At 70.0% G+C, this 18,206-nt stretch carries 15 protein-coding genes and 1 pseudogene; 4 read left to right on the top strand and 12 right to left on the bottom strand.

Going from position 1 to position 18,206, the window contains the following annotated elements; genetic code table 11:
- Positions 1-45 precede the first annotated feature (45 nt).
- From ACW7G5_RS11365 to ACW7G5_RS11345, 5 genes are all read right to left on the bottom strand, one after another.
- Positions 46-648, bottom strand: a complete 603-nt coding sequence (locus tag ACW7G5_RS11365) for a response regulator (RefSeq protein ID WP_457004758.1) — start codon at positions 646-648, stop codon at positions 46-48.
- Entirely contained in the window at positions 645-1,832 is a 1,188-nt protein-coding gene (locus ACW7G5_RS11360) for a sensor histidine kinase (RefSeq protein WP_457004580.1), read from the bottom strand. Before ACW7G5_RS11360 ends, ACW7G5_RS11365 begins: the two co-directional genes overlap by 4 nt.
- Before the next feature lie 19 nt (positions 1,833-1,851).
- Entirely contained in the window at positions 1,852-3,729 is a 1,878-nt protein-coding gene (locus ACW7G5_RS11355; RefSeq protein ID WP_457004578.1) for a CIA30 family protein, read from the bottom strand.
- A gap of 89 nt (positions 3,730-3,818) precedes the next feature.
- Positions 3,819-4,595: an ABC transporter permease gene (locus ACW7G5_RS11350; protein ID WP_457004576.1), complete on the bottom strand. Its 777-nt coding sequence runs from the start codon at positions 4,593-4,595 to the stop codon at positions 3,819-3,821.
- The gene (locus ACW7G5_RS11345) at positions 4,595-5,509 is read right to left on the bottom strand and encodes an ABC transporter ATP-binding protein (RefSeq protein ID WP_457004575.1); all 915 of its coding nucleotides are present in this window, start codon (positions 5,507-5,509) and stop codon (positions 4,595-4,597) included. Before ACW7G5_RS11345 ends, ACW7G5_RS11350 begins: the two co-directional genes overlap by 1 nt.
- Before the next feature lie 148 nt (positions 5,510-5,657).
- Here ACW7G5_RS11345 and ACW7G5_RS11340 point away from each other — a divergent pair, with 148 nt between their 5' ends.
- The 4 genes from ACW7G5_RS11340 to ACW7G5_RS11325 all read left to right on the top strand — a co-directional run bounded on the left by ACW7G5_RS11340 (position 5,658) and on the right by ACW7G5_RS11325 (position 10,184).
- Positions 5,658-6,887, top strand: a complete 1,230-nt coding sequence (locus ACW7G5_RS11340) for an efflux RND transporter periplasmic adaptor subunit (protein ID WP_457004574.1) — start codon at positions 5,658-5,660, stop codon at positions 6,885-6,887.
- A gap of 77 nt (positions 6,888-6,964) precedes the next feature.
- Complete coding sequence (locus tag ACW7G5_RS11335) at positions 6,965-7,657, top strand: ABC transporter ATP-binding protein (RefSeq protein WP_457004572.1); 693 nt, start codon at positions 6,965-6,967, stop codon at positions 7,655-7,657.
- A 25-nt stretch (positions 7,658-7,682) separates the two neighbouring features.
- Entirely contained in the window at positions 7,683-8,849 is a 1,167-nt protein-coding gene (locus ACW7G5_RS11330; protein WP_457004570.1) for an ABC transporter permease, read from the top strand.
- Positions 8,850-8,858: 9 nt separating this feature from the next.
- Positions 8,859-10,184 carry an ABC transporter permease gene (locus ACW7G5_RS11325; RefSeq protein ID WP_457004568.1) on the top strand — a complete coding sequence of 442 codons (1,326 nt, stop codon included), beginning with the start codon at positions 8,859-8,861 and terminating at the stop codon, positions 10,182-10,184.
- Between the two features lie 20 nt (positions 10,185-10,204).
- Here the strand turns inward: ACW7G5_RS11325 and rarD are convergent, their stop codons facing one another.
- The 7 genes and pseudogenes from rarD to ACW7G5_RS11290 form a co-directional block, all read right to left on the bottom strand.
- On the bottom strand, positions 10,205-11,080 hold the full coding sequence (gene rarD / locus ACW7G5_RS11320; protein WP_457004755.1) for an EamA family transporter RarD: 876 nt from the start codon (positions 11,078-11,080) through the stop codon (positions 10,205-10,207).
- Positions 11,081-11,259: 179 nt separating this feature from the next.
- A pseudogene (gene yedA / locus ACW7G5_RS11315) lies at positions 11,260-12,162 on the bottom strand (drug/metabolite exporter YedA); the annotation flags it as partial.
- A 184-nt stretch (positions 12,163-12,346) separates the two neighbouring features.
- Positions 12,347-14,530: a carboxy terminal-processing peptidase gene (locus ACW7G5_RS11310; RefSeq protein WP_457004567.1), complete on the bottom strand. Its 2,184-nt coding sequence runs from the start codon at positions 14,528-14,530 to the stop codon at positions 12,347-12,349.
- Between the two features lie 177 nt (positions 14,531-14,707).
- Positions 14,708-15,718, bottom strand: coding sequence for a lipoyl synthase (lipA, locus tag ACW7G5_RS11305; protein WP_457004565.1), 1,011 nt, complete (start codon positions 15,716-15,718; stop codon positions 14,708-14,710).
- A gap of 163 nt (positions 15,719-15,881) precedes the next feature.
- Entirely contained in the window at positions 15,882-16,565 is a 684-nt protein-coding gene (gene lipB, locus ACW7G5_RS11300) for a lipoyl(octanoyl) transferase LipB (protein ID WP_457004563.1), read from the bottom strand.
- Positions 16,553-16,831, bottom strand: a complete 279-nt coding sequence (locus ACW7G5_RS11295; RefSeq protein WP_457004561.1) for a DUF493 family protein — start codon at positions 16,829-16,831, stop codon at positions 16,553-16,555. Before ACW7G5_RS11295 ends, lipB begins: the two co-directional genes overlap by 13 nt.
- Before the next feature lie 91 nt (positions 16,832-16,922).
- Complete coding sequence (locus tag ACW7G5_RS11290) at positions 16,923-18,143, bottom strand: D-alanyl-D-alanine carboxypeptidase family protein (RefSeq protein WP_457004559.1); 1,221 nt, start codon at positions 18,141-18,143, stop codon at positions 16,923-16,925.
- Positions 18,144-18,206 lie beyond the last annotated feature (63 nt).

Genomic DNA, 18,206 nt, shown 5'->3' with positions numbered 1-18,206 from the left:
GCAACATCGATCTTCGAGTCCTTGGGAGCGCCCTTGTGGGAGCGGCTACAGCCAGCCCTTCTGGCGAGCCAGCCGATACGCCTCGATGCGGTTGCCGACACCCAGCTTGCCGATGGCCTCCGAAAGATAGTTGCGCACCGTGCCCTGCGAGAGGTTCAACACGGCGGCGATCTCGCCCGCCGACTGTCCCTCGCCGGCAAGCCGCAGCACCTGGCGCTCGCGTTCGTTGAGGGGATCGGCTTCGGACCAGGCCTCGAGCGCCAGCTGCGGATCGATCGCGCGGCCGCCGTCGTGCACCTTGCGCAGCGCCGCTGCCAGCTCCTCCACGGGCGCGTCTTTGAGCAGGTAGCCCTGCACGCCGGCGTCGAGCGCGCGGCGCAGGTAGCCGCCGCGCGCGAAGGTGGTGACGATGACCACCTTCGTCGCCAGCCCGTGGCGCTGGATGCGCTGGGCCAGCTCCAGGCCGGTGAGTCCGGGCATCTCGATATCGGTCACCAGCATGTCGGGAGCCATGCGCTGCAGTTCGCGCCATGCCGCCTCGCCGTCGGCTGCGGTGCCGACAACCTCGATGTCCACCTCCATCGCCAGCAACGCGGCCAGCGCACCGCGCAGCATGGCCTGGTCCTCGGCGAGCACGATGCGGATCACCGGTCGTTCGCCGCCAGCGGCAACCACGCCTCGACCACCGTGCCGCGTCCGCGCTCCGAATCCACCTGCAGGCGCCCTCCCAATGCCTCGATCCGTTCGCGCATGCCGCCCAGGCCGTTGCCCGGCGTGATCGCGCCGCCGCGGCCGTCATCGCTGATCCGCAGCACCACGCCGTCGCCGGACGCGGCGCGCAGCGCGACCTCGGCGCTGCGCGCATGGGCATGGCGCTGGATGTTGGTCACCGCCTCGCGCACCACCAGCGCCAGTGCGTTCTCCATGCGCGCCGGCAGCGCGCCACCGGCCAGGCTGCGTTCGTCCCAGTCGTGGTGCAGAGCGACGCCATCGCATTCGAGCAGCAGCTTCGCCGAGGCCAGTTCGGCGGCCATGCCCGCCGAACGGATGCCGCTCACCGCCGAGCGCACCTGCGCCAACGCATCGCGCGCGACGCGGCTCACGGCATCGATCTCGGTGCGCGCCGCGGCGGGATCGCGCTCGACCAGGCGCGCGGCGAGGTCGGACTTCAGCGCCACCAGCGACAGCGTGTGCCCCAGCAGGTCGTGCAGGTCGCGGCCGATGCGCTCGCGCTCGGCGAGCGCGGCCAGGCGGCGGACCTCGTCGTGCGAGAGCCTCAGCGCGGCGTCCTTGCGCTGGCCGACGTGTTCGGCATGGATCAGCAGGCCGACGATCACCGTGACCAGCGGCAGCCAGACCAGGGCCTGCCAGGGATAGCCGACCGCCAGCGCAAGGCCGACGAACGCGGCATTGAGCACCGCGAGCAGCAGCAGGTAGCGGCGCAGCGAACCGGCGCGCCAGCCACGGAGCATCACGCAGCCGAACACGAAGTAGCTCATGCCCGAGGGATACCAGGGCAGCAGCACCAGGCTCAGCGCGACCATCCCGAGCGCGTAGCGCAGCGCTTCACGCCCGGGACGCAGCAGCACCGCCGCGTACAGCAGCAAGAACAGCGGATACGACAGCAGGGTCAGCGCCGCCCAGCGCAGGTCGTAGCCGCCGGGAGCGAACAGCGGGGTGATGAACACCCACACCGTCCACATCAGGTGCACCCACTCGATCCACGGCGGCCGGCCCTGGCGCAGCGTCGCCGCCATCAACGAGTCCGGCGCCGGCGACAGCCAGGCGCGCCAGCCCTTCAACGCCGGAGATGGAATGACCGCTTGCCGCATGCGGCGATGATGCCCCATGTCAGCGCAGCTCGACCCGGTCGATGTACAGCTCGAACGCACCGTCCGGCTGGCCGGCGGTGATCGCGATCGCGCGCAGCGTGGCCGCGTCCGCGCCCGCGAACGAGGACAGCGGCATCCGCACCTCCTGCCAGTCCGGCCCGGCGACGAAGGACTGCATGCTCGGCATCGCCTGCATCGACGGGCCGGAGAACAGCATCGCCTGGTAGCTGCGGCCGTCGCCGCGCGCCTGGAACACCAGCTCGCTGCGCGCCGAGGCGTCGACCGGCTGCATCGGCTGCGCGCCGGGATGGAACATGGTGCCGGCCCAGGGGAAGGCGAAGCCGGGACGGATCTCGCCGGTAACCCGCAGCGCGCCGCTGGAACCGTCGGCGCCGCCCGCAATCCAGGCCTGCTCCGCGACCGACGTGCCGCCGGCCATGGCGTCGGTGGTGATCTGCCAGCCGTGGCCGAAGCGCACGCCGGTACCGCCATCCTCGAAGTCGGCGACCAGGGCGCCCTCGGCGATCACGGGCGCCGCCGACGCCTGGTCGATGCGCTGACGGGCGACGGCGTGGCCGTTCTTCCAGATGCCGACGATGGCGCGCGTGGCTTCGATGTCGGCGGTCGGATCGCCCTCGACCAGCAGCAGGTCGGCGCGCAGGCCGGGCGCGATGCGGCCGCGGTCGTCGAGTCCGAAGCGGCGCGCGGGCAGGGAGGTCGCGGCGGCCAGCGCCGCGGCCGGCGACAGGCCGGCGCGCACCAGCAGCGCCAGTTCGCCGTGCATGCTGATGCCGTGCGAAGTGCCGGGATTGCCGGCGTCGGTGCCGGCGAGGATGTCGACACCGGCGGCGTGCAGCGCAGCCACGCTGCGCAGCGCCGCGTCGAGCTTCTGAGGGCGCGGCGGACCGGGGAAGGCGGCCGCGAGCGTGGCGCGCTGCTCCGCGCCCGTCCATGGCGACAGCCGCGCGTCGTCCGCGAGCGCGGCGCCGCTGCCGTCCTGGGCGAAGCCCGCGATCACCGACAGCGTCGGCACGACGAAGCTGCCGGCATCCTTCGCGGCGGCGACGAAGTCCGGCGACGCGGCCACGTCGTGGAAGACATGCACCAGGCCGTCGGCGCCCGACGCCACCGCGTGCAGCGCATCGGCCTGCGTGGCGGCGTGGACCACGGCCAGGCGCCCGTGCGCCTGCGCGGCCGCGATCGCCTCCGTCACCTGCACCGGCGTGATCGTCGGCAGGCGGCGTTCGTCGGAATGGGTGCTGAAGTCCTCGACGATCAGCTTGATGTAGTCCGATCCCTCGGCCACTCGCGCGGCGACGAAGGCCGCGGCGTCGCCATCGGCGGCGAGCGTCGGCACCGGGATGCCGAACTGCGTGCCGTGGCCGCCCTCGGCGGTGACGGTGGCGCCGGCGGTCCACAGGTCGGCCCCGTCGACGGCATCCAGCGATTCGCGCTGCGCGCGCAGCAGCGGGATGCGGTTCCAGTCGCCGAACATGTCCAGCTCGGTAGTGACCCCAAAGCGCAGGGCATCGCGCTGCGCGTCGCCCCAGCTGTGGGTATGCGCGTCGATGAGGCCCGGCAGCAGGGTCCTGCCGCCGCCGTCGACCACCTCGATGCCTGCGGGGATCGCGACATCGGCACCCACGGCCTCGATGCGACCGTCGCGGACGATGACATTGGCGGCGGGCAGCACGCGTTCGCCGTCGAAGATGCGCACGCCGGAGATGGCGAAGGCCTCACCCGAGCCTCCGGACGGCAGCGCGGCGCTGGCCGCGGCATCGGCAGCCGGACCGTCTGCGGCGGCCCGCGACTCGGCGGATGGCCCCTGGGCGAGGACGGCGCCGGCGATGGCGGCGGCAATGGCGCTTGCGGCGAGGATTTCGGGCCAGCGTTTCATGGCATCACTCCTTGCAGATGGGGAACGTTCGGACACAGCGGGGTGGAGACGCGGGATGGTCGCAATGGATGGTCGCGGTCCGACGGCACTCAGCCGCGACGCGCCAGGCGCGCGCGGGCCAGGACGAAGAAGCCGACCGTGACCGCCGCGAGCACGCCCAGGTGCAGCGCGAGCGGTTGGCCGGCATCCATGCCCACCACCTTCAGGGCGAGCTGCGCGTGGTGGTAGGACGGCCACGCGGGCGCCAACCGGGCAAGCGCAGCGGGCAGCATCGACAGCGGCAGCCACAGGCCGGACAGGAAGGCCATCGGCAGGTACAGCAGGTTGACCACGACCGGCGCGGCGGAACCGCCCACGAGCACGCCGATATAAAGTCCGATGGCACAGAACGGCAGCGCGCCGGCCACGTGCACGGCCCACAGCAGCAGCCATTGCGAAGGCGCCAGTGACACTCCTGCCAGCGTGGCCGCGATCACGGCCAGCAGCAACGAGACGATGGCCGAGAACAGCAGCGCCATCGCGATCTTCGCCAGCAGGTAGGCGCCTGGCGGCATCGGCAGCGCGCGCTTGAGGGCGAGCAGGCCCTCGGAGCGATCCATCGCCACGGTGACGCCGAAACCGAACAGGGCCGCGCCCATCACCCCGAACACGCCGTAGGTGGCGAGCAGGTACTGCGCGGCATCGCCGCCGCCGCGGTTCATGGCCACGCCGAACAGCAGGTAGAACATCGCCGGGAACAGCAGCGTGGGCAGCGCGAACATCGGAGTGCGCAGCAGGCGCAGGAACTCGTACTTCGCTTCCTGCGCATAGGCGCGCAACAGCGGGTGGCGATGGGCGGGGGACGGAACATGGGCGATGGCGTTCATCACGCAGCCTCCTTGAGCGCGGTGCCACGGGTGATTTCGAGGAAGGCCTCGGCGAGGCCTGCGCGGCTGACATCAAGCCCGGACAGAGCCGGGTCCACGGCGAGCAGGCGGCGGACCACGTCCTCGGCGGCGTCGGCCACCACCTCCAGGCGATCGCCGTCGCGCACTGCCGAACGCACGCGCGGCCAGCGCACGACGTCGGCGGCATCGACCGTGGTCACGCAGCGGATGCGGCGCTGGTCGACCCGCGCACGCACTTCGTCGAGGCTGCCGCTGGCCACCACGCGGCCGTCGGCCAGCATCACGACGCGATCGGCCAGCGCCTCGGCTTCCTCCAGGTAATGCGTGGTCAACAGCACCGCGGTGCCCTCGGCGACCAGTTCGCGCAGACCGCGCCAGAGTCCCTGGCGCGCTTCGATGTCGAGGCCCGTCGTGGGTTCGTCGAGGAACAGCAGCCGCGGCCGGCCGCAGACCGCGAGCGCGAACTGCACGCGCCGCTGCTGGCCGCCGGAGAGCCTGCCGTAGCGGCGCTTGAGCAGGCCATCCAGGCCGGCAATCGCGACGCAGTCGGCGACGCTGCGCGGATCCGGGTAGTAGCTGCGGACCAGGTCCAGGAGTTCGTCGACCCGCAGCGTGTCGGCGAGTGCGCCGGACTGCAGCATCACGCCGATGCCCTGCCGCGCCTGCAGCGCCTGCGGCGCATGGCCGAACAGGCGCACCTGGCCGGCGTCGGGCTCCAGCAGGCCCAGCAGCAGCGAGATCGCGGTGGTCTTGCCGGCGCCGTTCGCGCCCAGCAGGGCCAGCACCTGGCCGGCATGCAATTGCAGGTCGACGCCGTCCAGCGCGGCGACCTTGCCGTAGCACTTGCGGGCGCCTTCAAGGCTGGCCAGCGGTATCTCGAAGCGGTGGTCCATGGCACGTCTCCTTCTGGATGTGCCCAGACTGGGCGCTGGCCGCCGCCGGCTGCAGTCCCCGCGATCATCCATCGCACATGACAGGCGTCAGGTGACGGCGCCGGCCCGATGCCGTCACACTCGACCCCCTGCCACCGTCGGGGAATCCATGAACACGAAAGCAGACCTGCTGCGCGAGCTCCGCATCGACCGCCAGCCCACGCCGCCGCCCTCGCGCCGCGGGTTGTGGATCGGACTCGCCGTGGCCGCGGCCGTGCTGCTTGCCACGGGCCTGGCCTGGGCGCTGCTCGGCGGCGAGCGCGGCGTCGAGGTGGAGACGGCCACCGCGGTCGCCACCGGCGGCGGCAGCGGCGCCAACTCGGTGCTCGACGCCAGCGGCTACGTCGTCGCGCGGCGCATGGCCACGGTGTCGTCGAAGATCACCGGCCGCGTGCGCGAAGTGCTGATCGAGGAAGGCATGGCGGTCGAGGAAGGCCAGGTCATGGCCACCCTGGACCCGATCGACGCCGATGCGCAGAACGACCTCGCACGAGCGCAACTTGTCGCCGCGCGCAGCCAGGTGGAAGGCGTCCGGGCGCAACTGGTCGAAGCCGAGGCCCAGGCCGGGCGGCTGTCGTCGCTGGTGGAACAGCAGCTGGTTTCGCGCGCACAGCACGACCAGGCGGTGGCACAACGCGACACCCTGCGCGCACAGCTCGCCACCGCGCAGCGCAACACCCAGGTTGCCGGCGAGCAGCTGCGGATCAGCGACATCGGCGTCGACAACACCATCGTGCGCGCGCCGTTTGCCGGCGTGGTCATCGCCAAGGCCGCGCAGCCGGGCGAGATCGTGTCGCCGCTCTCGGCCGGCGGCGGCTTCACCCGCACCGGCATCGGCACCATCGTCGACATGGACTCGCTCGAGGTCGAGGTCGACGTCGGCGAGGCCTACATCGGCCGGGTGCAGGCGAAGATGCCGGTCGAGGCCACGCTCAACGCCTACCAGGACTGGAAAATCCCGGCGGAAGTGATCGCGATCATCCCCACCGCGGACCGCGGCAAGGCCACGGTCAAGGTGCGCGTGGCGCTGAAGGAGAAGGATCCGCGGATCGTCCCCGACATGGGCGTGACCGTGAGCTTCCTGGAGTCCGCGCCGGAGCCGGGCACCGACGAGCCGCGCGGCGTACGCGTGCCGGCGGCGGCAGTCGTGACGCGCGACGGCGATGACACCGTCTTCGTGGTCGCCGCGGACGACCTTGCCGAATTGCGCAAGGTCAGCACCGGTGGCGGCAGCGGTGCCCAGCGCACCGTGCTTTCCGGGCTCGCGCCCGGGGAAACCGTCGTGCTTGATCCGCCGGCCGGACTCGGCGACGGCGACAGGATCGTCATCGCCGAATAGGTCCCCGTCACGCGCACCCGCTTGACCGCATCAACGCATCAACGTTCCAGAATCCCGCATTCCACCGGAGGCAAGCCATGACCACCCTGGTATCGATCCGCAACCTCGGCAAGTCCTACCAGCGCGGCCCCGAAAAGGTCGAAGTGCTGCACGGCCTGGACCTGGACATCGCGTCCGGCGACTTCGTCGCGCTGATGGGGCCGTCCGGCTCCGGCAAGACCACCCTGCTCAACCTCATCGGCGGGCTGGACGCGCCCACGGGCGGCGAGATCGAAATCGCCGGCCAGCGCATCGACAGCATGGGCGCCGGGCAACTTGCCACCTGGCGCAGCCGGAACGTCGGCTACGTGTTCCAGTTCTACAACCTGATGCCGGCGCTCAGCGCCCAGAAAAACGTGGAGCTGCCGCTGCTGCTGACGAAGCTCAACGGCGCGCAGCGCAAGCGCAACGCGCAGATCGCGCTTGAACTGGTCGGCCTGTCCGACCGCGTGTCGCACAAGCCGGCGGAGCTGTCCGGCGGCCAGCAACAGCGCGTGGCGATCGCGCGCGCCATCGTCTCCGACCCGACGCTCTTGATCTGCGACGAGCCCACCGGCGACCTCGACCGCCAGTCGGCCGAGGAGATCCTGGGCCTGCTGCAGGAGCTCAACCGCGAGCACGGCAAGACCATCGTCATGGTGACGCACGACCCGAAGGCGGCGGAGTACGCCAGCCACACCCTGCACCTGGACAAGGGCGTGCTGGTCGAACAGCAGTCCCACGCAGCCTGATGCCGCGCAACCGGAGGAGGTCGACATGAAGTACTTCCACCTGGTCTGGGCGGCGCTGTTCCGGCGCAAGACCCGCACCTTTCTGACGCTGGCCTCGATCATGGCCGCGTTCCTGCTGTTCGGTCTGCTCGACGGCATCCGCTCCAGCTTCGCCCAGCTCGGACAGAACGCGGATGGTGCGCAGCGCCTGCAGACGGCCTCCAAGCTGTCGTTCATCGAGACACTGCCGCTGTCGCTGCAACCGCGGATCACCGCCATCGACAACATCGAGGCGGTGACCCACGCCAACTGGTTCGGCGGCACCTACCAGGGGCCGCGCAACCAGCTGTTCACGCTCGCCGTGGCGCAGAACTACCTCGAGCTCTATCCCGAAGTCGAGGTCGATCCGGCCCAGCTTGAGGCCTGGAAGCGCAACCGTACCGGCATGCTGGTCGGCGAGACCATGATGAAGCGCTTCGACTGGAAGGTCGGGCAGCGCATCCCGCTGCAGTCGGCGATCTACCCCAACAGCGACGGCACGCTCGACTGGGCGTTCGACATCGTCGGCGTGCTGCGCGCGAAGGAAGGCGAAAGCGCCGGCTTCACCGGGGCGATGATGCTGATGCACTACGACTACTTCGAGGAATCCACGCCCTACGTCGACGGCGACGTCGGCTGGTACATCAGCCGCGTCTCCGACGTGCGCCGCAGCGACGCCGCGGCGAAGGCCATCGACGCGCTGTCGGCCAACTCCCCGCACGAAACCAAGTCCATGAGCGAACAGGCGGCGATGGCCTCGCAGCTCAAGCAGATGGCCGACATCGGCCTGATAGTGGGTTCGATCATGGGCGCGGTGTTCTTCACCCTGCTGCTGCTCACCGGCAACACGATGGCGCAGGCGGTGCGCGAGCGGACCTCCGAACTCGCGGTGCTGAAGACGATCGGGTTTTCCAGCACCAGCGTGCTGGCGATGGTACTTGCCGAGTCGATGCTGATGGTGGTGATCGGCGGCACGCTCGGCCTGGGCCTGGCCGCGGTGGTCGGCAAGGTGGCGACCGCCGGCAGCGGCGGCATGATCAACCTCCCGCCCGTGGGCGCCGAGAGCTGGATCCTGGGGCTGGGACTGATGCTGGCCATCGGCCTGCTGGTCGGCGCGCTGCCGGCGATCCGCGCCATGCGCCTGAACATCGTCGACGCCCTCGCGGGCCGCTAGGAGCACGCCATGAAGAAGCTCAAGTCCCTCCTGCGCGGCACCGGCCTGGTGCTGCTGCTGGTCCCATTCCTCGCGGCCTGGATCTTCCTGCCATGGCCCGCGCTGCTCGCGATCGCCGTGGCATTCGCGCTGTGGATGCTGTTCACGCACAGCGGTCGCCAGGCGGCATCGGTGACCGGGGTCGGGATCAGCACCCTGTCGCAGCGCCTGGGCTCGTCGTCGGTGGTGATCATCGGCATCGCCGGCGTGGTCGGCGTGCTGGTGGCGCTGCTGGCGATGGCCGAGGGCTACCAGCACACGGTGTCGAGCAGCGGCGACGAAGAGACCGCGATCGTGCTGCGCGGCGGCTCGGCCGCCGAACTGATGTCGGTGCTCACGCGCGATGCGATCACCACCATCGAGCGCGCGCCGGAAATCGCCCGCGACGCCGAGGGCCGGCCGCTGGCATCGCCGGAGCTCGTGGTCGCGGCCAACCTGCCGATCCGCGGCGGCGAAGCCGATGTCGACGGCAGCGTGCAGCTGCGCGGCGTCGGCGACATGGCCTGGGCCGTGCGTCCCAACGTGCAGCTGGTCGAAGGCCGCCGCTTCGAGACCGGCAAGCGCGAGCTGGTGGTCGGGAGCGGCGCGCGCCGCCAGTTCCTCGGCCTCGACCCGGGCAGCGAGATCCGCCTGGGCAACCAATCCTGGACGGTGGTCGGCGTGTTCGAATCCGGTGACTCGATGGCATCCGAGATGTGGGCCGACGCCGAAGTCGTCGCCACCACCTATCGTCGCGGCAGCAGCCGGGCCTCGGTATTCGCGCGCCTCACCGATGCCTCGGCGTTCAACGCCTTCAAGGCCACGCTGGCAGCTGACCCGCGCCTGCAGGTCGAAGCCCAGACCACGCTGAAGTACTTCCAGGCACAGTCGGAAGGCATTTCGAAAGTGCTGCGCATCATCGGCATCGTGGTCGGCTCGATCATGGCCATCGGCGCGGTGTTCGGCGCGCTCAACACCATGTTCGCCAGCGTCGCCTCGCGCGCGAGCGAGATCGCGACCCTGCGCGCGATCGGCTTCCGCGGCATGCCGGTGGTGGTGGCGGTGATGCTTGAGACCATGCTGCTGGCCGCGCTCGGCGGCGCCCTCGGCGGGCTGCTGGCGTGGCTGGTGTTCAACGGCTACACAGCGTCGACCATGGCCGGTGGCATGTCCCAGCTCACCTTCGAGTTCAAGGTGTCACCGGAACTGCTGTGGCAGGGCTTGAAGTGGGCGCTCGCGATCGGCTTCATCGGCGGCTTGTTCCCCGCCCTGCGTGCGGCGACGATGCCTGTAACCGACGCCCTGCGCGCGGCCTGAGCAGGCGCGCGGTGCGCGGATCAGGCCTGCTGGGCCACGATCCGCCGCCGCGCGCGGATGAAGCCGTCGACCGCGAATACCGCCAGGCCCAGCCAGATGACGGAAAAGCCGATCGCGCGGTCGCGGCCGAACGGCTCGCCCAGCACCAGCACGCCGCACAGCAGCTGCAGCGTCGGCGCCAGGTACTGCAGCACGCCCACCGTGGTCAGCGACACCTGCCGCACCGCGTAGGCGAAGCCGATCAGCGGCAGCGCGGTCAGCGCACCGCCAAGCACCAGCAGCAGGTTGCTGCCAAGGCCCCAGTCCAGGGACACGAAGCCTCCGCTGCCCTGCGTTTCAAGCCACGCCAAGGCCAGCGCCGCGGGCACCAGCAGGTACAGGTTCTCCACGCCAAGCCCTGCCACCGCGTCGACCGCGGCATAGCGGCGGATCAGGCCATAGATCGCGAACGAACCAGCCAGCAGCAGTGCGATCCAAGGGAAACTGCCGTAGTTGAACGTCAACCAGAGCACGCCGCAGGCCGCCAGCGCCACCGCCACCCACTGCGCCGGCGCCAGGCGCTCGCGCAGGAACAGGACGCCAATCACCACGTTGAGCAGCGGATTGATGAAGTAGCCGAGGCTGGCTTCGACCACATGCCCGGCGTTGACCGCCCACACGTACAGGCTCCAGTTGAAGCCGATCAGCAGCCCCGAGGCGAGCAGCATGCCCGCCAGGCGCGGCTGCGACAGCACCGCGCGCAGCCAGCCGCGACCGCGGGTGAGCGTGAGGAACGCCGCCACCAGCACCGCCGACCACAGCGCGCGGTGCAGCACCACGTGCATCGACGGCACGGATTTGAGCAGGTGCCAGTACAGCGGCATCAGGCCCCAGATCACGAAGGCTCCGACCGCCATCCACAGGCCGCGGGTGTGCGCGCTGCCGCTCACGGATGCGTATCCGGCGCTGCATGCGACGCCACCGGAGCGGCGACGCCAGGCATCGGCGCATCCGGCAGCGGCGGTTCGGCGGCGAGCGCCAGCGCTGCAGCCACCACGGGCACTGTCGCCACGGCCTGGCGCGCGCTGCGCCTGCGCCTGCCGGCGCTGGCCAGGGTGATCGCCACCACGCCGGCCAGGATCACCGCCATCGCGCCAAGGTCGTGCGCGCTGAAGCGTTCACCGGCAAGCCACGCACCAAGCGCCACCGCGATCAGCGGATTGACGTAGGCATAACTGCTGGCGAGGCTCGCACGCACGTTCTGCAGCAGCCAGGCGTAGGCGGAGAAGGCGAGGATCGAGCCGAACACCGTCAGATAGGCCACCGCCAGCGTGCCACGAAGGGTCGGCGCTTCGGCAAAGCGCTCACCCAGCAGCCAGCCCGCGGCGACCATAAGCACCCCGCCGCAGAGCATCTGCCCGGCCGCGGTCATGAACGGCGAGGGCAGCGCGCGGCTGCGGCTCCAGACCGAGCCGAAGGCCCAGGCCAGTGGCGCCACCATTAGTGAGATCAAACCCTGGGGCGAAGCGGTGAGCGAGCTGCCGGCGTTGAGCCAGAGCACGCCGGCGAAGCCGACCGCGAGGCCGGCGAGCTCGATCCGCGTGGGCCGCTCGCCGCGCAGCGCCGCGAACAGGCCCATCCACAGCGGACACGAGGCCACCGCCACCGCCGCAAGCCCCGACGACACCGTCTGCTGCGCGATGCAGACCATGCCGTTGCCCAGGCCGAGCAGCAACGTGCCCATGATCGCGAGGTCGCGCCACTGCGCGCGGGTGGGCGCCGGCAGGCCGCGCAGGCGCAGCACGGCGTACAGCAGCGCGCCCGCGGCCACGAAACGCATCCCCGCCATCAGCAGCGGCGGATAGCCGCCCTCGAGCGCGAAGCGGATGCCGAGATAGGTCGACCCCCAGACGAGGTACACCGCGCCCAGGGCCATGACGACCGCCATCGCGCCGGGCGGCGTGCGGGCGGGAACGGAAAACGGCGAAGCAGCACCCATTGCGGCGTCCGGGCGGAAAAGTTGCGGAGTGGAAGAGCGGCGGTTTCGATCAATCCGCCGAGGCAGAGATTCTACGCCGCGCGAACGCCTCGCGGATCGCGGCTGTAGCCGCTCCTACAGGGGTGCGATTCGACGGATGCGGTCCGCCAGCGCGCAGTACGACGGTTACGGGCCGCTGCTCCCCTCAGCGCGCCCAGCGTCCCGGGCCGGTGGACTCGGGCAGCACCGCCGACGAAAGCTGGCGGTCGGCATCGAGCAGGCGCACGGCGTCGGCGAGGATCGCGGCGGACTCGCGCAGCAGCGGGTCCGGGCGCTTCTCGGCGGCCTCCTCGCGCGCGGTGTCGGCGGCGATGTCGCGCTCGTTCGCGGTCAGGCCGTCGTCGGCGGAGAGCTCGGCCAGCGGGTCCAGGTCCAGGCCCAGGCGCTTGCGCTCTTCCTGGCGGTCCTTGCGCTTGGCGGCCTGGCGGTCGCGCTCGGTGCGGCGTTCGGCCTCGTTGAGCGAGATGTAGTCCTTGTCGGCCTCGGCGCGGAACTCGGCCACGTCTTCCTTCCACCACTGGAACTCGCGATCGCTGGACACGCGCCCCGCATGGAGTTCATCCAGGCGCGGCAGCAGCGGCGCGAAGTTGCCGTAGCGGGTGTGCGGCACGGCGGAAATCCGGGTCCAGGGCAGTGCGTTGTCGTAGGTGCTTTCGCCGAACTCGGTGGCGTTGATCGTCGCCGGGAAGCGGATGTCGGGCACCACGCCCTTGTTCTGGGTGCTGCTGCCGCCGGGCAGGAAGAACTGCGCGATGGTCATCTTGACCTGGCCATGGCGCTTGCCCTCGTTGGCCGGCCAGCGGTCGAGGTCGAACAGGTTCTGCACCGTGCCCTTGCCGAAGGTGGTCTCGCCGATCACCAGGCCGCGGCCGTAGTCCTGGATGGCACCGGCGACGATCTCCGACGCCGAGGCGGATGCGCGGTTGACCAGCACCGCCAGCGGTCCGTCCCAGGAGACGCCGGCCTTGCGGTCGGATTCCACCGCAACCCGTCCGCCGGATTCGCGCACCTGCACCACCGGGCCGGTATCGATGAAGAGGCCGGTGAGCTCGACCGCCTCGTTGAGCGAGCCGCCGCCGTTGTTGCGCAGGTCGAGCACGATGCCGTCGATGCCCTGCTCGCGGAACTCGCCTAGGATCCGGGCCACGTCGCGCGTGGCCGAGGCGTAGTCGCCATTGCGGCTGCGCCGGCCCTCGAAGTCCTGGTAGAACGCCGGCAGCTCGATCACGCCGATGCGCTTGGCGTCGCCGGTCGGACCTGCGGGGATCTCGATCAGCTTGGACTTGGCGGCCTGTTCCTCCAGGCGGATCTTGGCGCGGGTCAGGGTGATGCGCACCGGCGCGCTGTCGAGCAGCGCCTCCACCGGCACTACGTCAAGGCGCACCTGGGTGCCCGCACTGCCCTTGATCTTCTCGACCACGTCGTCGATGCGCCAGCCGATCACGTCGTCCATCGGCCCGCTCGTGCCCTGCCCCACGCCGACGATGCGATCGCCGGGGGTGAACTTGTCGCTGGCCGCCGCCGGACCGCCGGGGATCAGTTCGCGGATCACCACCACGTCGTCCTGCTTCTGCAGCTGCGCGCCGATGCCTTCCAGCGACAGCGACATGCTCTGGTTGAACAGGCCGGCGGTGCGCGGATTGAAATAGTCGGTATGCGGATCGATGGACGCGGTGTAGGCGTTGAGGAAGGTCTGGAACGCGTCCTCGCTGTTCAGCTGTTCGATGCTGGTCGCGATGTTGGCGTAGCGCTTGTCCAGCGTCGCTCGCATCTCGGCGGGCTCCTTGCCGGCAAGCTTCAGCCGCAGCCAGTCGTTGCGCACCGATTTCTTCCACAGTGCGTCGAGCTCGGCGCGGTCGGCAGCCCAGGGCGCGTCCTCGCGATCGTAATACCAGCGTTCCTCGCCCTCGAAATCGAAGATGTCCTGCTCCAGCAGCCCGCGCGCGTACTCCACCCGCTCGGCCACGCGCTGCTTGTAGATCGCGTACATCTCCATCGCCGGGCCGGTGTCGCCCTGGCGGACGGCGTCGCCCATCTGCGCCTCGTAGCGCTGGAAGCGCGCAACGTCGTCCGCATCGAGGAACAGCTTGTTGCCGTCCAGCGCCTCGAGGTAACGCTTGAAGATGTCCTGCGACAGGGTGGCGTCGAGACCGCGCGGGCGATAGGCGTAGCGACTGTCGGACAGCAGCCCGTAGACCAGTTTGGAGGTGGTCTCGTGATCCGTGGTCGGCGCCGCGATCGCGTCGCCGTCGGCGCGCGCCATCAACGCCAGGGGCATGGCCAGCGCAAGGGCGACGACGGTTGCGGACAGGGCTTGGCGTGCTTTCATGCGGTCGGCTCGATGCTCACGTGGGGAGGTGCGTCGCTACCCTGCACCGTGCCGGCCCGAACATAGGCCGTACAGTGCTGGAAGTCGCGTATTGACGCCCGAAACCACTCTAACCGCGGCCGCGGGGCTGGGTGTGAACAATTCGCCACGCGGCACCAGGCGGAATGACGCGGCCGCTCAGGTGGCGAAGCCCGCGTCCGCTGCCTGGCGGTCGGCGTGATACGACGAACGCACCAGCGGGCCCGACGCGACGTGGGTGAAGCCCAGCGCCATGCCGTAGTCCTCGAAGGCCTTGAATTCCTCCGGCGTCCAGTAGCGCAGCACCGGGTGGTGGTGCGCGCTGGGCTGCAGGTACTGGCCGATGGTGATCATCTCGACGTCGTGCGCACGCAGGTCGCGGAGCGTGGCTTCGACCTGCTCCCGGGTCTCGCCGAGGCCGAGCATGATCCCGGACTTGGAGGCGACCTCCGGGTGCTGGGCCTTGAAGCGCTGCAGCAGGGTCAGCGACCACTGGTAGTCGGCGCCCGGGCGCACGTTGCGGTACAGGTCCGGGACGGTTTCAACGTTGTGGTTGAAGACGTCCGGCGGATTGACAGCAAGGATCTCCAGCGCGCGGTCCATGCGGCCCTTGCCACGGAAGTCCGGGGTCAGGATCTCGATTTTCGTGCCGGGCGTGGCGGCACGGATGGCTGCGATGCAGTCGACGAAGTGCTGGGCCCCACCGTCGCGCAGGTCGTCGCGGTCGACCGAGGTCACCACGACGTACTTCAGCCCCATGTCGGCGACGGTCTCGGCCAGGCGACGCGGCTCGTCGGCGTCCGGCGGCTTTGGCCGGCCGTGGGCGACGTCGCAGAAGCTGCAGCGGCGGGTGCAGACCTCGCCCAGGATCATGAAGGTCGCGGTGCCGTGCCCGAAGCATTCATGGATGTTCGGGCAGCTCGCGTCCTCGCACACCGTGACCAGGCGGTTCTTGCGCAGCTTCGACTTCAGCGCCGCGACCGCGCCGTTGGACGGGATCCGCACCCGGATCCACGACGGCTTGCGCAACACCGGCGCGTCCACGAACTCCACCGGCGAACGCCCGATCTTGTCCCCCGCCACCTGCTTCACCCCCGGCACCAGCGACGGCGGCGCGTCGCTGCTGACGACTGCGAGCGGGATGGACTTGGCGGCGGAGGTGTTGGTCATGTTTTTTGCCACGGATTTGCGCGGATAAGAGCGGATTTACACAGGTAGAGCAGAAAGGCAGAAAAAGCAGGGGCAGGAGCTTTGGCCACGGATCTGCGCGGATTTACGCGGATAGAGCAAAACCACTGAAAAAGCTCTTCGCTTCATCCGCGTAAATCCGCTCTTATCCGCGTAAATCCGTGGCAAAAGCTCTTTCTTCCGCCGCCTCCACAGCCGCCAAACCAAATTGCGCGGCAAGCGCCGCGACCAGCGCGGGCCGGGCGGCGTCGAGGCTTGCGGGACCGCCGCATTCTACCACCGAGGTCGTTTCCAGCCCGGCGTAGCCGCAGGGGTTGATGCGGTGGAACGGCTCGGGATCCATCGCGATGTTGAAGGCCAGGCCGTGGAAGGTGCAGCCGCGGCGGACGCGGATGCCGAGCGCGGCGATCTTGGCGCCGCTGTCCACGTACACGCCCGGCGCGCCCTCGCGGCGCTGCGCATGGATGCCCCAACCGGCCAAGGTATCGATGAGTGCCTGTTCGATGCGGCAGACGTAATCGCGCACGCCGATGCCCAGGCGCCGGAGGTCGAGCAGCGGATACGCGACCAGCTGGCCGGGCCCGTGGTAGGTCACCTGACCACCGCGGTCGACCTTGAGTACCGGAATATCGCCCGCCGCCAGCACATGTTCGGGCTTGCCGGCCTGGCCGAGGGTGAACACCGGCTCGTGCTCGACCAGCCACAGCTCGTCGGGCGTGTCGTCGTCGCGGGCATCGGTGAAGGCCTGCATCGCGCGCCAGACCGGCTCGTAGGCGCGCCGGCCGAGGTCGTGGACCAGCAGCGCGCGCGTGGCGGCTACAGCGTCCACTTCACCTCGGGATGCTCGCGCAGCGCGGCGTGCGCGCTGTCGTACTCCTCTCGCGAGTTGGCGCGGAAGCTGATCCGCACCGAGACGAAGCGGCCGCCGCTGGACGGCCGGGCCGTAAGCGTCTCGTGGACCACGGTCAGGCCGGCGGCGCGCAGCAGGTTGGGGACTTCGACTTCCAGTCCGGCGGAGGCCGGGCCCATGGCGGTGATCTCGAAATCACCCGGGAACTGGAAGCCGTGCTCAGGGTTGTCGGACTTGATTTCCATGCACCCGATTATGGGGCCGGGACCCGGGGATCCCAACGCCATCACTGCAACGCCGTGGCCCGCTTCCGGAACCCGCGGCGTCCGCCTGCGCTCAGAGCGACTGCCACCACATCAGCAGCTCGTGCCACAGGCGCTTGAAGAACCCGGCTTCCGGAACCTCTTGCAAAGCCACCAGCGGCGCCTCGGCCACCAGCTTGCCATCAAGCATCACCCGCACCTTGCCCACGGCCTGGCCAAGCTCGATCGGCGCCACCAGCGTGCGCGGCACGTCCATGCTCGGCTGCAGCTTCGCGTACTGGCCGCGCTGCATGCTGACCAGCAGCGGCTCGGCCACGCCCAGGTCGAGCTCCCTGGCCTCGCCCTTCCAGACCTTCTGCGTCGCCACCGGCTCACCGGCGGGATAGAGCTCGTGGGTCTCGAAGAAACGGAAGCCCCAGTTCAGCAGCGCCTGCGAATCGGTGGCGCGCTGGGCTTCGCTGGTGGAACCCATCACCACCGAGATCAGGCGCTGGTCACCGCGCTTGGCCGAGGCCATCAGGCAGTAGCCTGCCCCGGAGTGATGGCCGGTCTTGATCCCGTCCACGCTCTGGTCGCGCCACAGCAGGATGTTGCGGTTGCGCTGGGTGATCGGCCCGACCGTGAATTCCTTGATCGCGTTGAACGCGTAGTGCTCGGGGAAATCACGCGCCAGCGCACGGCCCAGCAGCGCCAGGTCGCGCGCGGTCGAATAGTGCTCCGGCGCCGACAGGCCATGGGAATTGACGAAGTGCGAGTTCTTCATGCCGATGCGCGCGGCATAGGCGTTCATCAGCGAGGCGAAGGCGTCCTCGGAACCGGCGATGTGCTCGGCCAGGGCGATCGCGGCGTCGTTGCCCGACTGCACCGTCATGCCCTTTTCCATGTCGAGCAGCTTGGCGGTCTTGTTGACCTCGAAGCCGCTGTAGCTGCCGTCGGTGCCGGCGCCGCCGGTGCGCCAGGCATTGACGCTCATCATCACGTCGTCGTCGGCGCCAACCTTGCCCGCGGCCATCTCGGCCGCGATCACATAGCTGGTCATCACCTTGGTGATGCTGGCCGGCTCGACGCGCTCATCGACCTTGTCGCCGGCGAGGACCTGCCCGGTCGCGAAATCCATCAGCGCCCACGCCGTGCCGGTGATGGCAGGCGCGTCGGGCACCGGCAGTTCCTCGCTCAGCGCGGCGGGCGCTGCGGGAGCGGGTGCAGCGGGCGCGGGGTCCTGGGCAAAGGCGAGGCCGAGCGTGGCGACGGAAACAGCGGCGAGCAGCGCGACGCGGACGGCGTGGGCTTTCATCAGGCGTGGGACTCCGGGAATTTCGGGCCATCCGCGGGCGGACGGCGGGGACAGACGCTCATT

It is taken from the genome of Luteimonas sp. A501, from assembly GCF_054052085.1.
The sequence above is the reverse complement of the archived record's forward strand: the minus strand, read 5'-3'. Positions and strand labels throughout refer to the sequence as shown.

What these genes read in the sequence shown, in the direction of transcription:
- ACW7G5_RS11340 (WP_457004574.1), top strand. Translation starts at nt 5,658, where the DNA reads ATGAACACGAAAGCAGACCTGCTGCGCGAGCTCCGCATCGACCGCCAG.
- ACW7G5_RS11355 (WP_457004578.1), bottom strand. Translation starts at nt 3,729, where the DNA reads ATGAAACGCTGGCCCGAAATCCTCGCCGCAAGCGCCATTGCCGCCGCC.
- ACW7G5_RS11335 (WP_457004572.1), top strand. Translation starts at nt 6,965, where the DNA reads ATGACCACCCTGGTATCGATCCGCAACCTCGGCAAGTCCTACCAGCGC.
- ACW7G5_RS11350 (WP_457004576.1), bottom strand. Translation starts at nt 4,595, where the DNA reads ATGAACGCCATCGCCCATGTTCCGTCCCCCGCCCATCGCCACCCGCTG.
- lipA (WP_457004565.1), bottom strand. Translation starts at nt 15,718, where the DNA reads ATGACCAACACCTCCGCCGCCAAGTCCATCCCGCTCGCAGTCGTCAGC.
- ACW7G5_RS11360 (WP_457004580.1), bottom strand. Translation starts at nt 1,832, where the DNA reads ATGCGGCAAGCGGTCATTCCATCTCCGGCGTTGAAGGGCTGGCGCGCC.
- ACW7G5_RS11325 (WP_457004568.1), top strand. Translation starts at nt 8,859, where the DNA reads ATGAAGAAGCTCAAGTCCCTCCTGCGCGGCACCGGCCTGGTGCTGCTG.
- ACW7G5_RS11330 (WP_457004570.1), top strand. Translation starts at nt 7,683, where the DNA reads ATGAAGTACTTCCACCTGGTCTGGGCGGCGCTGTTCCGGCGCAAGACC.
- ACW7G5_RS11310 (WP_457004567.1), bottom strand. Translation starts at nt 14,530, where the DNA reads ATGAAAGCACGCCAAGCCCTGTCCGCAACCGTCGTCGCCCTTGCGCTG.
- ACW7G5_RS11290 (WP_457004559.1), bottom strand. Translation starts at nt 18,143, where the DNA reads ATGAAAGCCCACGCCGTCCGCGTCGCGCTGCTCGCCGCTGTTTCCGTC.
- ACW7G5_RS11345 (WP_457004575.1), bottom strand. Translation starts at nt 5,509, where the DNA reads ATGGACCACCGCTTCGAGATACCGCTGGCCAGCCTTGAAGGCGCCCGC.
- ACW7G5_RS11295 (WP_457004561.1), bottom strand. Translation starts at nt 16,831, where the DNA reads ATGGAAATCAAGTCCGACAACCCTGAGCACGGCTTCCAGTTCCCGGGT.
- rarD (WP_457004755.1), bottom strand. Translation starts at nt 11,080, where the DNA reads ATGGCGGTCGGAGCCTTCGTGATCTGGGGCCTGATGCCGCTGTACTGG.